15 protein-coding genes are annotated in these 14,327 nt (G+C 67.2%); 3 read left to right on the top strand and 12 right to left on the bottom strand.

Annotated features, from left to right (window positions below):
* Window positions 1–446: 446 nt before the first annotated feature.
* Window positions 447–794, bottom strand: coding sequence for a hydroxyisourate hydrolase (gene uraH, locus B7R24_RS04585; RefSeq protein WP_116417813.1), 348 nt, complete (start codon window positions 792–794; stop codon window positions 447–449).
* The gene (gene uraD, locus B7R24_RS04580) at window positions 791–1,279 is read right to left on the bottom strand and encodes a 2-oxo-4-hydroxy-4-carboxy-5-ureidoimidazoline decarboxylase (RefSeq protein WP_116417812.1); all 489 of its coding nucleotides are present in this window, start codon (window positions 1,277–1,279) and stop codon (window positions 791–793) included. The genes uraH and uraD overlap by 4 nt, the downstream gene beginning before the upstream one ends.
* A 73-nt stretch (window positions 1,280–1,352) precedes the next feature.
* On the opposite strand from uraD, the gene B7R24_RS04575 reads away from it, so the two are divergent.
* Window positions 1,353–1,961, top strand: a complete 609-nt coding sequence (locus tag B7R24_RS04575) for a nucleotidyltransferase family protein (RefSeq protein ID WP_116417811.1) — start codon at window positions 1,353–1,355, stop codon at window positions 1,959–1,961.
* A gap of 32 nt (window positions 1,962–1,993) precedes the next feature.
* A complete protein-coding gene (locus tag B7R24_RS04570) occupies window positions 1,994–4,519 on the top strand; it encodes a transglycosylase domain-containing protein (protein ID WP_116417810.1) in 2,526 nt (841 codons plus the stop codon).
* An 18-nt stretch (window positions 4,520–4,537) separates the two neighbouring features.
* Here B7R24_RS04570 and B7R24_RS04565 read toward each other — a convergent pair whose 3' ends face one another.
* The 4 genes from B7R24_RS04565 to B7R24_RS04550 all read right to left on the bottom strand — a co-directional run bounded on the left by B7R24_RS04565 (window position 4,538) and on the right by B7R24_RS04550 (window position 9,199).
* A complete protein-coding gene (locus tag B7R24_RS04565; RefSeq protein ID WP_216363612.1) occupies window positions 4,538–5,416 on the bottom strand; it encodes a MurR/RpiR family transcriptional regulator in 879 nt (292 codons plus the stop codon).
* Entirely contained in the window at window positions 5,413–6,711 is a 1,299-nt protein-coding gene (locus B7R24_RS04560; RefSeq protein WP_116417809.1) for an allantoate amidohydrolase, read from the bottom strand. The genes B7R24_RS04565 and B7R24_RS04560 overlap by 4 nt, the downstream gene beginning before the upstream one ends.
* On the bottom strand, window positions 6,708–7,976 hold the full coding sequence (locus B7R24_RS04555) for a pyridoxal-phosphate-dependent aminotransferase family protein (protein ID WP_116417808.1): 1,269 nt from the start codon (window positions 7,974–7,976) through the stop codon (window positions 6,708–6,710). The genes B7R24_RS04560 and B7R24_RS04555 overlap by 4 nt, the downstream gene beginning before the upstream one ends.
* A 131-nt stretch (window positions 7,977–8,107) precedes the next feature.
* Entirely contained in the window at window positions 8,108–9,199 is a 1,092-nt protein-coding gene (locus B7R24_RS04550) for an acetamidase/formamidase family protein (protein ID WP_116417817.1), read from the bottom strand.
* 71 nt (window positions 9,200–9,270) lie between these two features.
* Here B7R24_RS04550 and B7R24_RS04545 point away from each other — a divergent pair, with 71 nt between their 5' ends.
* The gene (locus tag B7R24_RS04545; RefSeq protein ID WP_253259271.1) at window positions 9,271–9,999 is read left to right on the top strand and encodes a YoaK family protein; all 729 of its coding nucleotides are present in this window, start codon (window positions 9,271–9,273) and stop codon (window positions 9,997–9,999) included.
* A gap of 23 nt (window positions 10,000–10,022) precedes the next feature.
* Here the strand turns inward: B7R24_RS04545 and B7R24_RS04540 are convergent, their stop codons facing one another.
* The 6 genes from B7R24_RS04540 to B7R24_RS04515 form a co-directional block, all read right to left on the bottom strand.
* Window positions 10,023–11,009: an Fpg/Nei family DNA glycosylase gene (locus tag B7R24_RS04540; protein WP_116417807.1), complete on the bottom strand. Its 987-nt coding sequence runs from the start codon at window positions 11,007–11,009 to the stop codon at window positions 10,023–10,025.
* Complete coding sequence (rnc, locus tag B7R24_RS04535) at window positions 11,009–11,713, bottom strand: ribonuclease III (RefSeq protein ID WP_116417806.1); 705 nt, start codon at window positions 11,711–11,713, stop codon at window positions 11,009–11,011. Before rnc ends, B7R24_RS04540 begins: the two co-directional genes overlap by 1 nt.
* A 66-nt stretch (window positions 11,714–11,779) precedes the next feature.
* The gene (gene rpmF / locus B7R24_RS04530) at window positions 11,780–11,983 is read right to left on the bottom strand and encodes a 50S ribosomal protein L32 (RefSeq protein ID WP_104244459.1); all 204 of its coding nucleotides are present in this window, start codon (window positions 11,981–11,983) and stop codon (window positions 11,780–11,782) included.
* A gap of 3 nt (window positions 11,984–11,986) precedes the next feature.
* Window positions 11,987–12,574 carry a YceD family protein gene (locus B7R24_RS04525; RefSeq protein ID WP_116417805.1) on the bottom strand — a complete coding sequence of 196 codons (588 nt, stop codon included), beginning with the start codon at window positions 12,572–12,574 and terminating at the stop codon, window positions 11,987–11,989.
* A 97-nt stretch (window positions 12,575–12,671) separates the two neighbouring features.
* Entirely contained in the window at window positions 12,672–13,244 is a 573-nt protein-coding gene (locus B7R24_RS04520) for a hypothetical protein (protein ID WP_116417804.1), read from the bottom strand.
* A 137-nt stretch (window positions 13,245–13,381) separates the two neighbouring features.
* Window positions 13,382–14,326: a LysR family transcriptional regulator gene (locus B7R24_RS04515; RefSeq protein WP_116417803.1), complete on the bottom strand. Its 945-nt coding sequence runs from the start codon at window positions 14,324–14,326 to the stop codon at window positions 13,382–13,384.
* Window position 14,327: the final 1 nt, after the last annotated feature.

Here is a 14,327-nt window from a genome sequence, read left to right as displayed (position 1 = left end):
ATGTCCCCAACCACCGAAGCGGCTGGTAATTCAATTTCCCAAAGGAACCCGGACACCCAAAAGGTGCCACGGGGATTTGGCATTTGACAATGTGCACGCTGTTGAGTTCTCAAAGATCGGACGCTCCCGAACTGACCTGATTCTCAGAACCAGACCCTGTTCGGGGCAACTTCACTACCTTATCACTCGCCGCCGCGGTGTCAAATCGGCGTTCTGACCGGCGACCGGAGTCGCTGAAAGAACCCGAACAGATCGTTGCGGGAGTGGTTTTACATCATATGCTTCGTCACAGAGATTTCCCGAGGGAAAGTGTTTCGCAGGGTGGGATGGCCCCCACTTGAGGCCCGGAAGCTCTTCGGCTTTCCAGCACCTTTGGGGTGACGAGTGATTACATTACGGAGGTCTTCAGCAGAATGCAAATCGGCTCGCAGAGCCGCGCTGACCGATCAGCTGCCCCGGTAGGTCGAGTAGGCGAACGGGCTGAGCAGCAACGGTATGTGGTAGTGCTCGCCCTCGTCTGCCAGCACGAAGGCCACCGCGACCGACGGGTAGAACACGGGCTGGGCTGTCGAGGTGAAGTACAGACCGGTGTCGAAGGTGACGCGGTACGACCCGGCTGGAAGCGCGACGGGACCGAGGGAGGAGACGCGACCGTCGGCGTCTGTTCGAGCGGAGGCAACGATCATCCATTCGCCGGCCTCTGCCTTCTCCAGAAGAACCGCCACGTCTCGGGCCGGTCTGCCGAGAGTGGAGTCGAGCACATGCGACGTGACGTGACTGCGCGGGGTCGTCACGAGGTGCTGCCCAGCGTCGATTCGAGCCGGAGGAGGGTGATGTCTCGGAGTTCGGCACCGACGATCGACAGCTCGGTCGCCTCGTCGAGCCGGAGTCGGCGGTTCAGCTCCGAGAGGATCTCTGCACGGCTCCTGCCTTTCGCCCTGATCAGGAAGACCCTGCCGAACCGCTCTTCGTAAGCGGTATTACCCTCTGCGATGCCGGCGTTGACACGGTCATCGTCAGCGTCGACAGAGGCCTGCTCGGCCCGCGAGAAGTTCTGCCCCGCACCCTGCCCGACCGGTCGTTCGCCGATGCGGGGATGATGCGAGAGCGCCTCGGCGATCTCCGTCTCGCTCAGCGGGGTCGCGGCCGCCCGGGCCGTCGCCAGCAATTCGTCGACAGACCCGAAAGGCCCCTCCGACACGACATCGTCGGCCCACCGGTCGACGGCCAGGCACGCGACCAGCAGCTCACGCAGCTCGGTGTCTGGCAGGGTCAGCACGGCGTCCTTTGCACATCGGAACGGATGCGTTCAGTTTAGGCCCCGCCCCCGTGGTGACACCTACGATGAGCACATGAGCGACGAGCACCGAGTGGCCGGGCTGCTGCTCGCGGCCGGTGCCGGAACGCGCATGGGCGCGCCCAAAGCACTCGTGCGGGGGGAATCCGGAGAAGCCTGGGTGGTGCGCGGCGCACGAGTGCTTCTCGACTCCGGATGTTCGCCCGTGGTTGTGGTCGTGGGAGCCCGCGCGACGGAGGTATCGCAGGTGCTGGGAGCCGGCATCCCCGGAGAGCCGCGACTGGTGGTGCGGCATGCCGAACGGTGGAGTGAGGGGATGGCTGCATCCCTCCGCGCCGGTCTCAGCGCACTCAGCACTGAGACCACCGACGCCGTTGTCGTCACCCTCGTCGATACTCCGTCGCTCCGGGTGGAGACCATCGAGCGCCTGCGCGCAGAAGGCACGATTCGCGGGCAGGCCGTGGATGCTCTCGTTCAGGCGACATTCGGAGGGCGGCCCGGGCATCCGGTCGTGATCGGCAGCGCACACTGGGGCCCGCTCGCGGCAGAGCTCGACGGAGACGTGGGCGCGCGCGACTACCTGCGAGAACGTGGAGCGCGACGGGTGGAGTGCGGCGACCTCGAGCCGGGGAACGACGTCGATTCGCCCTCCGATCTGATCTGAGCAAACCTCAGTTTAGGCGCTATGCTGGGACGATGACCCGTCTTTCTCCTCGTGCACTCCGTCTCCCGGGCGCCTTCGGAGCGTTCGGCGGGCTCGCCGTGCTGAGCGCGATGGTGGGAGTCCTGGTGACGGCCATGGTCGCGCCGGTCATCGCCGTCACGGGCGTCACGGCCCAGAACACGATCGGTGTCTTCGAGAACCTGCCCGACTACATCCGGCCCGACGCGCTGTCGCAGACGTCGAGTGTCTACGGGCGAAACCCCGACGGCTCCGAGGTGCTGCTCGCGTCGTTCTTCGAGCAGAACCGGCAGAGCGTGGGCTGGAACGACATCTCGCTCTTCGTCAAAGACGCCATCGTGTCGACCGAAGACCCGCGGTTCTACGTTCACGGTGGAGTCGACGTGCAGTCCACCGCCCGGGCTCTCCTCTCGAACGTCTTCGCCTCCTCGATCACGAGCGGTGCGTCGAGCATCTCGCAGCAGTATGTCAAGAACATCCGGGTGCAGCGGGCAGAGGCACTGATCGATCCCGTCGCCCGCGAGGCGGCGTACGACGAGGCCACCGCCAGCACTCCGGCGCGAAAACTTCAGGAGGCGAAACTCTCCATCGGGTTGGAGAAGGCATTCAGCAAAGACGACATCCTGCTCGGCTATCTCAACATCGCCCTCTTCGGTGGTCGTGTCTACGGCATCCAGGCTGCGTCGGAGTACTACTTCGGCGTGAGCGCTCGAGACCTGAACCTTCCGCAGGCCGCCAGCCTCGCGGCCATCGTGAACGAACCCGAGGCGCTGCGCATCGACCTCGACGCCGAACACACAGCGGCGAACAAGGCTCGTCGCGACAGAGACGTGCTGGCGTCGATGCTGAAGGAGCACGCCATCACGCAGCAGCAGTTCGACGATGCCGTGGCGACGCCGGTCGAGGCGCACATCACCCAACCGTCGACCGGGTGCCAGACGGCCATCGACGGTGCGGGGTTCGCGTGCGACTTCGTGCGCAAGATCATCGAGCACGATCCGACCTTCGGGGCGACAGACGAAGAGCGCTCGCACCGGTTGAACACCGGCGGCTACCGCATCCACACGACGCTCGACATGCGTCTGCAGAAACAGGCCGACGACACCACGAAGTACTACGTCCCGTACTCGACGGACGCACTCGATCTGGGGAGCGTCATCGTCACCGTCGAGCCCGGAACCGGCCGCATCACCTCGATGGCCCAGAACAAGAACTTCAGCGAGGAGGCAGACGCGGGCAACGAGGCGACCTCGGTCAACTACGCCACAGACGTGGACTACGGCGGATCGACCGGCTTTCCCGTGGGGTCGACCTACAAGCTCTTCACCCTCATCAACTGGCTGCAGACCGGCCATTCGCTGGGCGACATCGTCAACGGCTCGAACAATCAGAAGTTCAACAAAGCGAGTTTTCGCAACTGCAACGGCCAGGATGGCGGTACCTACGTCTCGGGCAACGACGCGGGCGAGGCGGGCGGGCGCACCACGGTGCTCACCCAGTTCGAGGAGTCGGTCAACAACGCCTTCATCGCGATGTCGCAGCAGCTCGAGGCCTGCGACATCCGTGACGTCGCGATGTCGCTCGGGGTGCACCGCGCTGACGGCGATCCGCTGCAGACGAACATCACGGCGGTGCTCGGCAGCAACGAGATCGCTCCCCTCACCATGGCGGCGGCCTTCGCGGGGGTGATCAACAGGGGCGTGTTCTGTTCGCCCATCGCGATCGACCGCATCGACGACGCGGCCGGAGCTCCGCTCGCCGTACCGGTCTCCACCTGCACCCAGGCCATCGACCCGAGCATCGCCGTCGCCGCGACCTACGCGATGCAGGGCGTCATCACGAACGGCACGGCGACCAGGGCGAATCCGGGTGACGGTGTCCCGCATGCGGGCAAGACGGGCACCTCGGAGAACGAGGAGAGCGTCTGGCTCGTCGGCGGAACGACCAAACTCGTGACAGCGGCGTGGACGGGGAACGTCTCGGGTCACGTCTCCATTCGCAAGACGACCGTCTACGGTCCCGGCAGTGGCGGGGTCTCGAGCGGCATCACGAGGTTACTGATGTGGCGGGACTTCTACCGCGACACGGCCGACGACTACGGCGGCGACGATTTCGCACCACCCGATCGCACTCTGCGGCTGGGGCAGACCGTCACTGTTCCGGATGTCGCGGGCATGTCTGTGACGGCGGCCATCGATACTCTCGACGACGCGGGGTTCTCCGGCGTCGAGGGGTCCGAAGTCGATTCGACTCGACCGGAGGGCGAGGTCGTGGGCAGTGACCCGTCCGGGGAAAGCGGCGCCACAAAGGGGTCGAACGTCTCGGTTTTCGCGAGCAACGGGCAGGTCTCGGTTCTTCCGAACGTCGTGGGTCGATCGGTCGGCAGCGCCGTCGGCGCCCTGGGGGGCTGGCGGGTGACGCAGTCGATCGGCGGCGACGCCGGGTGTGCAAGCGACACGGTTATCGGGCAGTCCCCCGGGCCCGGGGAGGTGAATCGCACGACCGCGACGGTGAACCTGACGGTGTGTCCACACACGTGAGACGGTGTACCATGCGGGTCAGGTGGGAGGCTCGAGTTCGCTGAGGTCGCCGAAGAGGCGGTTGATGGAGGCGATGCGGGTTCGGCTGCCGCGCGTGGCGACACCGAGGCTCTCGCTCGCGAGCAGTGCGACGAGACTGTGCGCGGCGGCGTAGCTGTCCAGGGCGACGACGCTGTCGACGGAACACTCGAGCCAGACCGCCGAGAGCTCGGAGTAACGGCGGGCCGAAGTGTCGGCGAGCAGCACCACGGGCACGGCGAGCTGCTGTGCGGCATCCATGATGCGGCTGAAGCCGTCGGGTCTCCGGCGGAAGCCGACGACGACCACGACGTCGTTCGCCGTGAGACCCGCAAGCTCCTCACCTATCGACTGCCCGGGCTGTGGAGCGAGTCGCACGTCGTCGAAGCCCTGCACGAGCTGCTCGCGCAGGTGCAGGGCGACCGGGTAGGAATTGCGGAGCCCGATGACGACGATGCGGCGCGCACGAGCGATGAGGTCGGCGGCCGCGGCGAGTCGTCCGTCGCCGACGAGCGCCCGTAGTGCACGAAGGTTCGACTGTTCCTGCTCGAAATGCGCGTCGAGCAGGGCGGGCGAGCCGGATTCGACAGCGATCCCGCCGAGTGGCACGCCCTGGCTCCGAAGGGTGCGGGCGTGTTCGCGCACCTCCTGAGCGTCGGAGAATCCGAGACTGCGGAACAGTCGGCTGACGGTCGCCTTCGAGACGCCGCTCAGGCGGGCGAGTTCACTCGCGTTGTAGACCGCGAGGTCGCCGAGGTGATCGAGGATGAAGTCGGCCGCTCGCTGCTCCTGCGGCGTCAGGTCGCCGTAGGAGTCGTCGATGCGCTGGTCGATGGGAGCGGGGGCGCCCGCATCGGCGGGTGGGGTAGCGACGGTCACGGGGTGGCGGTGGGCGGGGCAGCCGGGGTGGCGGTCGGCAGGGCGGGGGCGGGCGGGGCAGCGAGGGCGCGGACCGCGGCTTCGAACGCGTCGGTCGCCACCGCGACATCGCACTCGAGGACATGCTCATCGGGGTGGTGGCTGACTCCGCCACGACAGCGGACGAAGAGCATCGCAACGTCGGTGACATCGGCTACGGCCATCCCGTCGTGGCCGGCACGGCTGAGGAGGAGCAGCGGTTCCGGATGCTCGGTCGACGCGATCCCACGGGCGATGGCTTCGCGAAGGCGCGGGCTGCAGGCCACGGCGGGCGCGCCGTGCGTCTGTCTCGTGCTGACCGTCAGGCCGCGGCGCTCGCAGATCGCGGTCATCCCGTCGCTGAGGTCGTGCCAGACAGCGTCGCGGTCGGCGTCGAACTCCGCACGCAGATCGAGGCTCAGCTCGACCCGGCCGGGGATCACGTTGACGGCATTAGGGTACACCTCGAGGTGACCGACGGTCGCGATGAGCCCGGCCTCACGGGCGGTGCGTTCGATGAGGCCGATGATCTCGCTCGCGCCGGCGAGCGCGTCGTGCCGACGGTCGAACGGTGTGCCTGAGTGGCCGGCGTGCCCGATCACCGTGATGGCGAATCGGCGGGCGCCGGCGATCGTGGAGACGATTCCGAGTGCGTGGCCGGCCTCTTCGAGGTAGGGACCCTGCTCGATGTGTGCCTCGAGATACCCGACCAGGCTTGCTGGCGACCGGGCGGCGTCGCCGAGACGGTCGGAGTCGAGCCCGAACGCCGTGTAGGCATCGCGGAGGCTCGTTCCGTTCTCGTCGGTGAGGTCGAGCCAGGCGGGATCGAAGGTTCCGGCGAGCGCGCGGCTGCCGAGCAGGGCCCGGCCGAACCGGGTGCCCTCTTCATCGCCGAATGCGACCACTTCGAGCGCGAACGGCAGGTCGAGGCCGCTGGTGTGGATGCGATCCACGGCAGCGATGGCGATGAGCACGCCGAGAATGCCGTCGTACCGCCCCGCTGAGGGCACGGTGTCGAGGTGGGAACCGAGCAGCAGCGCCGGAAGACCGGGGGTTCTGCCCTCGAGGCGGCCGCATTGGTTGCCCGCGGCATCCTGCCAGGTGCTCATACCCGCCTCGATCATCCACCGGCCGGCCAGTTCGTTGACCGCGCGATGCTCGTCGCTGAGGTAGACGCGCCGGATCAGACCGTCGGGCAGCGTGCTGAAGGTCGCGAGTTCATCGCAGCGCGCGAGGATCGAGAGCGCACCGGTGCGCGGGATCTCGGCGTCGGTCACCGCGCGACTGCCTCGCCCGAACCCTGCTCACCCGAACCCTGCTCACCCGACACCGGCTTGCCCAAACCCGGCTCGCCCGAACCCTGCTCGTCGGTGTAGAAGTCATAGGCGGCGCCCACTCCCCCACCGGCCGTGACCCGTGCGCCGGCCCGGCGCAGCACCTGTTCGAAGACAGCGAGCGTGGTGAGCACTGTGTCTTTGCGGGCGTTGTAGCCCATCGTTCCGATGCGCCAGACCTTGCCGTGCAGGGGGCCGAAGGAGGTCCCGATCTCGATTCCGAAGTCGTCGAGCATCTCCCCGCGCACGGCGTCGCCCGAGACCGACTCGGGGATGGAGACCGCGGTGACGTTGTGCATCTTGTGCGAGACATCGCCGAAGATCGAGAGCCCGAGACCCCTCAGGCCCTCGAGCATGGCACCCCCGTGCATCCTGTGCCGTTCGACAGCGTTGCCGATCCCCTCGTCGACCAGCAGTCGGGCGCATTCCCTGGCGCCATAGAGCATGGTGGTCGCCTCGGTGTGGTGGTTGAGGCGTTTTGCGCCCCAGTAGTCGAAGATCATGGCGAGGTCGAAGTAGTTCGAGCGAATGGGTGCCCGCAGCACCTCGTCACCGTCTGAACGGATGCCCGCCTCGATGCTCTTGCGGGAGTTGATCAGGTCGACGGCGCGCGGCGAGAAGGTGGCCGGCGCCGATCCGCTCGGGCCGGCCAGGCACTTCTGCAGTCCCGCGGTGACGGCATCGAGGCCCCACGCATCGGTCTCGAAGGTGTTGCCGGCCAGGGATGCCGTGACATCGGTGTAGAAGATGACGTCGTGTTCCCGGCAGATCGCGCCCAGCTCGTCGAGCGGCTGCGCCATCGTGGTGGACGTATCGCCGTGCACCACCGCGAGGATCTTCGGCTTCGTCTCGATGATGGCCTGTTCGATCTGCTCGGGCGTGAAGACGGTACCCCACTCGGCCTCCCGCACGTGCACCTCGGCTCCCGAGCGCTCGGCGATCTCCCGGAGGAGGTGGCCGAAGCGGCCGAAGATGGGCACGAGCACGCGGTCGCCGGGTTCGATCATGCTGACCAGGGCGGCCTCGATGCCGGCCCGCGACGTTCCGTCGACCAGAATGGTCTGCTCGTTGCGGGTCTGGAACACCTCGCGATAGAGGCCCATCGTCTCGGTCATGTAGGCCGTCATGGCCGGATCGTACTGGCCGACCAGCTGCGCGGACATCGCCCGCAGCACGCGCGGATCGGCGTTGATCGGGCCGGGGCCCATCAGGAGCCGGGAGGGCGGGTTGATGGGCTGGCTGTCGATGGGGTGCTCCTCGCTCTACGGATCTGTCTGAGTCAACTGTTTCAGAATACCAGATCGTGCAACAGCTGTTTCAACAAGCTCCCGGCTCACGATCAGCGCACGGCCTCGAAATCCGCCACGCGGATGCGGGCGTGCACACCCTTCACAATGTCGACGACCTGCGAGATGTTGAAGTCTGTCGCGGCGCTGAGGTAGGCGTACGCCAGATGGGGCTCCATGCCGTACCGAGCTCCGAGAACCGAGATGGCCGCCCGAACGCAGTGCTGCACCGCCTCATCGAGGTCGACACTCATGCCGGTCGGCACGAGGAACTCCCGGGTTTCGGCGAGCGGACCGACCAGTCGCCCGAACTGCTGCAGAGCATCCGTCTGGCTGAGAACGTCGAAGCGCACGGTGACCCGCAGGGAGGCCTCCATCGCGGTGAGTGCGACTTCGCCGTCACCCTGTGCGAAATGGGGGTCGCCGACGTACGCGAGCGCACCGGCTACCTGCACGGGGAGGTACAGCGAATTGCCGGCGGTGAGCAGATTGATGTCGATATTGCCACCGTGCGCGCCCGGCGGCACCGAGTGCGGGCGGGTGTCACCGGCGACCGCGACCCCCATGATGCCGAGGAAGGGCGCGAGGGGGAAGCGCACGAGGGTGGGGCCGCCCGGTGTCAGCGGCAGAACCCCGACCTGGCGGCCGCCGTCGTCTTCGTCCATTGCCGCGAACACGCTCACGGTCTCGAGGCTCGTGGGGTACTCCCCGGGCAGGGCGCCCTTGCTGTGCCGGTTCGAGATGACCCCGTAAGGCACGCGCGGCAGCGACTCGACGAGCGTCATCTTGAGCAGGTCGCCCGGCCGGGCACCGCGAACCCGGATGGGGCCGGTCACGACGTGCGGGCCGTCGGCAGCCCGGTCACGCGGGTAGTCAGAGGCGGCGATCGCGATCGCGTCGTCGAGAACGTGGTCGCGATCGACTCCGTGGGTGGCGAAGTAGCGCAGCGGATCACGACCCTGGTCTTCGAGGATGCCCTCGTGACTCAGTGTGTCGATCGTGACTTCAGCGCCCGAATCGACCTCGAGCACGGCCTCGTCGGCGGCGCAGGGCAGGCGGCCCCAGAGCACATTCCGGCCGGTGGCAGGCAGATAGTGTTGGGAGCGAATCGCGCCGCCACCGGGCTGGAGCGGGTCAAAGTCCATGTTCCACATGCCTTTCCGTCAACGTTTCGAGAGTACTGCCTGGGGGCAGTGCTGCCAGTCAAGGGAATACCGTGCTCCGACGCCTCCGCAGCAACACTCCGAACCTCCACCTCGGCCTGATGCTGGCCCTGACCTTCTCCACGGGCGTGGTCGACGCCGTCGGGTACCTCGGTCTGGACCGGGTCTTCACGGGCAACATGACCGGCAACGTCGTCATTCTCGGCATGGCACTGGCGGGGGCTGACGGCCTGCCGGTCGTCGGCCCGGTCATCGCGCTGCTCAGCTTCATGCTCGGCGCCGTGATCGCGGGGCGGGTGCTTCGCCCGATCACGGAGGGGTGGACCTCGCGGAGCACCTCGCTGCTGACCGTCGTCGCGGTGATCATGGTCGCGCTGGCCGTCACACTGCTGGTCTACGGCGGAACTCCCCCGAAGCCCCAGGAGTACATCGTGACGCTGTTCCTGGCGATCGCCATGGGCATCCAGGCCGGCACCGCCCGTCACATCGGGGTGAAGGATGTCACCACCGTCGTCGTGACGTCGACGATCACGGGTTTCGCCGCCGACTCACGCCTCGCCGGAGGAAAGGGGCAGCCGTGGTTCCGGCGTGCAGCGGCGATCGTGCTGATCGCCGCCGGTGCGGGGGTGGGGGCGCTGCTGTTGCGCCTCGGGCTGGGTTGGGGCGTGTCGCTGTCGGCGCTGATCACCGTGGCCGTCGCCGTGCTCGGTCACGCCGGATCGGGCCGCCCCACGGAGGCGGAGAAAGTCACCGCCGCCACCACCACCCCGAAACCGGCCTGAACAGCTTTTCGACGGGTTGGCGCTCAGGGGCGGAGCCGGGGGCGGCGGAGACGCTGGCAGTGGGGGCAGAAGTGCGAGGAGCGGTTCATGAACTGCTCGCGCACGATCGGGCGCCCGCAGCGCGGACACGGTTTGCCCTGCTGGCCGTAAGCATTCAGGCTGTGCGAGAAGTAGCCCGACGCACCGTTCACGTTGACATACTGCGCGTCGAAACTGGTGCCACCCTCGGCCAGGGCCTTGGTGAGCACGAGCCTGACTTCGGTGAGCAGACGGCGGGCGACGCGCGGGCCGAGTGAGGCGGTCGGCTGCGTGTAGTGCAGTTTCGACGCCCACAGCGCCTCGTCGGCATAGATGTTGCCGATGCCGCTGACCAGGGTCTGGTCGAGCAGGGCGCGTTTGATGCCCGTGTTCTTTCGCGCAAGGGCTGCGAAGAAGGCGGTCTCGTCGAAGAACGGGTCGAGGGGGTCGCGGGCGATGTGGGCGACCTGGCTCGGAATGAGCGCAGCCCGACCGCCGTCGAGAACGGCCGCATCTGCGCACGTACCCGCGCCCGACCCCGCGAAGCCGGCACCCGCGCCCGCGCCCGCACCCGCGAAGCCGGCCGGATGTCCGTCGGCTGTCGGCACGAGTTCGTCGACGGCCATCGAGCCGAAGATGCGCTGGTCGACGAAGTTCACCCAGAGCTCGCCGAGGGACGGATGCTCGATGCTCACCCGGATGCGGAGCAGACCGTCTTCCACCACCCCGGGCGCCCGCAGCAGAACCTGACCGCTCATTCCGAGATGGGTGACCAGCGCACGGCCGGAAGAGAGCGGGAACCACAGGAACTTTCCGCGGCGCACGGCGGCGAGCATCCGGTGCCCGGTGAGGAGGTCGGCGAACGGCCCGGCCAAGGGGCTGTGACGTTTGAGGGAACGGACGTCGAAGATCTCGACGCCGGTGATGAGCGAACCGGTGACGGCAGGCTCGAGACCGGCGCGAACGACCTCGACCTCGGGGAGTTCGGGCACTAGGGCAAACTGGTCGCGAGCAGCACGTGGGCTCGACGTGCAGCGAGCGACTCTGCCTGCTTCTTGCTCGACCCTTCACCGCTGGCCGTGACCAGCGCGCCCACGGTGACCGTCGCGCAGAAGATCTTGCGGTGGTCGGGGCCGCTCTCGGTCACGACATAGAGGGGCGCCTCGGCGCCGAGGGTGGCGGCGAGCTCCTGCAGGCCCGTCTTCGGGTCCATCGACTCACCGAAGGTGTCGGGGTTCAGAATGAGGGGCTCGACCAGCCGCAGCACCAGCTGGGTGGCGGTGTCACCGCCGAGCCCGAGGTACGTGGCACCGATGAGCGCTTCGACGGTGTCGGCGAGGATCGAGGACTTCGACCGGCCACCGGTGAGGTCTTCACCACGACCGAGCAGAACGTACGCACCCAGGCCGATCGTCTTTCCGATGCCCGCGAGTGCGACAGTGCTGACGAGGCTCGCGCGCCGTTTGGCGAGTTCACCCTCGCCCAGTTCGGGGTACCGGGTGTAGAGCATCACGGTGACGGCCTGTCCGAGGATGGAGTCGCCGAGAAACTCGAGACGCTCGTTCGTCGGCACGCCGCCGTGTTCGTACGACCACGACCGGTGGGTGAGCGCGAGGTTCAGCAGAGCATCCGGGATCTCGACCCCCAGGGTCGACAAAAGGTGCGCCCGGTCGGGATCAGCAGCCGCTGTGCTCACTGCATCACTCCGATCGAGCGCACCATTCGAACGACCCGTCGCATCGCCCGCAGGGCGTGCGATTGGCTATACGTCGGCGACCTTGCGGCCCTTGTACTCGAGGAACAGCGCCGTGCCGGCGGAGTCTTCGACAACCTTCGCGCGGTGCGGGAGGCTGTAGGTGGTCTTGCCGTTCTCGACGGTCTTCACGAGGGTCGGCGCGGTGGCCTTCCACTGTGCGCGGCGCATGCGGGTGGAAGCCCGCGACATCTTTCGCTTCGGTACAGCCATGAGCTAACTCTTTTCTCTCTCGGTGGGGCTCGCAGACGGAGTCGCACCGTCGGTTGCCGTGTCTGTGGAAGCCTCTTCGGTCAGCAGCTGGCTGAGTGCGGACCAGCGGGAGTCGATCTCCTCCTGCGGTGCACGCTCGGGCAGATCTTCCAGCCGCTCTCCCGTCACCGGGTCGAGTCCTGGGCAATCTGGCCGACAAACCGGCTGAAACGGGAGTGCGAGAACAACCGCATCCCTGATCAACGGTTCGAGGTCGACGTGGTCACCCTGAACCTGATAATCAAAAGCTTCGTCAAGAGAATACGCGAAAAGCTCCGCAAACTCGACTCGAACCGGCAATTCGATGTCTTTGAGGCATCTGCCGCACACTCCGGATGCTTCGGTGTCGACCCGTACGGTGGCCAGGATGCCGTCGTGCAGGCTCTCGAGGCGTGCATCCACCTCGAGCGTCGCGCCGGCCTGAACCGCAACGAGGCCTTCACCCATCTTCTCCGGTACAACGATGTCGAGCTCGCGTTCGCGCAGTTCGCCGGGCTGGTGCATCAGGTCCCAGACGTTGACCGTGAACGGGGTTTTGTTGAATTTGCTCACCGGGCGAGTTTACCCGGTCGGATCGAATGCTCGGCGGGCGTCGGTTCGGTGGGGGGCGGTTCGACGGCGGCGCGGGCAGGTTGGAGTGCTGCACCACTCACGTGAAGAACAGGCGGTCGTTGGCAAGTACTGAAGACGCAAGGAGAATCGCACCGGCCGATCCCAAGGACGACGATGTCCTATCGACGGCGTCGTGACCCACCTCGGTTGCCGACGAGGCCATCCGCAGAACTGCGAGCGTGGTCGATGCGGCGTAACGCGAACCGAGAGCCTCACCCGGTCGCTGATCGAAGTTCCACCCTGTCGCGAGAACCAGACGATCGACCACCGGGAGCGCCTCGATCTCGGTGGTGAGCAACCCCGAGGCCGTGAGAATGAGGAGATACCTGGCGACTCCACGACCGTACTCGTCCCGCTCGAATGGGAGGGCGGCCGCAAGGTGCTGCCAGAGCGCGAGAGGATCGGCGACCCCTTTGCGGCCCCTCTTCCGAAGCTCGAGCCGGCGCCCCGCTACCCGAACCAGTCCGAGTTGGACTGCGACGTCAAGCAGCCCGTTCAACACGTAGTCGTGCGCGTCGGGTACGTAGCGGGGGACCCATCGAGCATTCGGATCGATGATCTGTGAGAGGAGCTGATTGCTCGCTTGGGTCAGGCGGCCCCGTGCGGTCACCTCGATAGAGCCTCTGCCCGCCTCGTCGAGAATCGAACGGAGGGGCTGAAGGTACCCTGCGACCTCCTTCTCGAATACATCCCACGGCTCAACATGAGAAAGATTCTATAATGCCAACTCGGGTCGAGCTCGGAGAGTCAGGCGGGCGCCGGGTTGGCGGCGCGGATCGCCTCGGCCTCGGCTCGGAGGAACTCGGCAACGGTGCGCACGGCGAGTCGCTCGGCACGGTCGGGGCGCATGAGTGCGTAGATGTGGCGCTCGGCGCGCATGCCCGACAGGGGTTTCAGCACGATGCGCTGCGAGGCGGTGCTCGAGTCGAGGTAGGCGCCCCCGGCGGTGTACCGGGGCAGGATGGCGATGCCGAGACCGGCGGCCACGAGCGACTCGGTGACCCGGGTGTCGGCGAAGCGCTGCACGATGTCGACCGGGGCACCGGCCGCCGCAGAGATGTCGTAGAGGGTGCGTTCGAACGGGTACCCCCAGGGCACCCCGATCCACTGCTCGCCGATCAGGTCGGCGGGGCTCACGCTGGCCTGGGCGGCGAGCGGATGCCCGGGCGCGAGCGCCACGTCGAGAGGCTCGGTGATCAGATGGATGACCGAGAGCCCGCGGCCGTGCCAGAGCGAGGGCGGACGGGTCGGCGCGTGCGCAAGCACGATGTCGAAGTCGTTCGCCAGATCGGGAAAACCCTCGGAGACCGGATCGCGGTCGCTGGCGTGCAGGGTCAGGCCGCTCTGCCGGGCGAGCCGGTGCAGCACTCCCGGCAGGAGCATCTGCCCACCGGTCGGGAAGGTCGCGAGCGACACCTCTCCGGTGGGATCGTGCCGGAACTCGTCCCACAGCGCGTCAGCCCGCTCGAGGGCGATGGCTACATCGGTGGCGCTTCGGGCGAGGGCTCGGCCTGCGTCGGTGAGCACGATGCCGCGACCGGCCTTCTCGGTGAGGGGAAGGCCGGCCTCGCGCTCGAGGACACGGAGCTGCTGGGAGACCGCAGACGGAGTGCGGTGCGTCGCCCGGGCGACCTCGGTGATGCTGCCGCGCTCGGCGAGTTCACGGAGGAGTTCGAGCCGTCTGACGTCCATG

It is taken from the genome of Subtercola boreus, from assembly GCF_003399645.1.
Classification (GTDB): Bacteria; Actinomycetota; Actinomycetes; order Actinomycetales; family Microbacteriaceae; genus Subtercola; species Subtercola boreus_A.
Note: the sequence above shows the minus strand (reverse complement) of the source record. Positions and strands in the feature narration are given on the sequence as shown.

Bases quoted from the DNA above. Each gene is read 5' to 3' on its own strand.
- B7R24_RS04575 (WP_116417811.1), top strand. From the start codon at position 1,353: ATGAGCGACGAGCACCGAGTGGCCGGGCTGCTGCTCGCGGCCGGTGCC.
- B7R24_RS04570 (WP_116417810.1), top strand. From the start codon at position 1,994: ATGACCCGTCTTTCTCCTCGTGCACTCCGTCTCCCGGGCGCCTTCGGA.
- B7R24_RS04555 (WP_116417808.1), bottom strand. From the start codon at position 7,976: ATGGGCCCCGGCCCGATCAACGCCGATCCGCGCGTGCTGCGGGCGATG.
- B7R24_RS04550 (WP_116417817.1), bottom strand. From the start codon at position 9,199: ATGGACTTTGACCCGCTCCAGCCCGGTGGCGGCGCGATTCGCTCCCAA.
- rpmF (WP_104244459.1), bottom strand. From the start codon at position 11,983: ATGGCTGTACCGAAGCGAAAGATGTCGCGGGCTTCCACCCGCATGCGC.
- B7R24_RS04515 (WP_116417803.1), bottom strand. From the start codon at position 14,326: ATGGACGTCAGACGGCTCGAACTCCTCCGTGAACTCGCCGAGCGCGGC.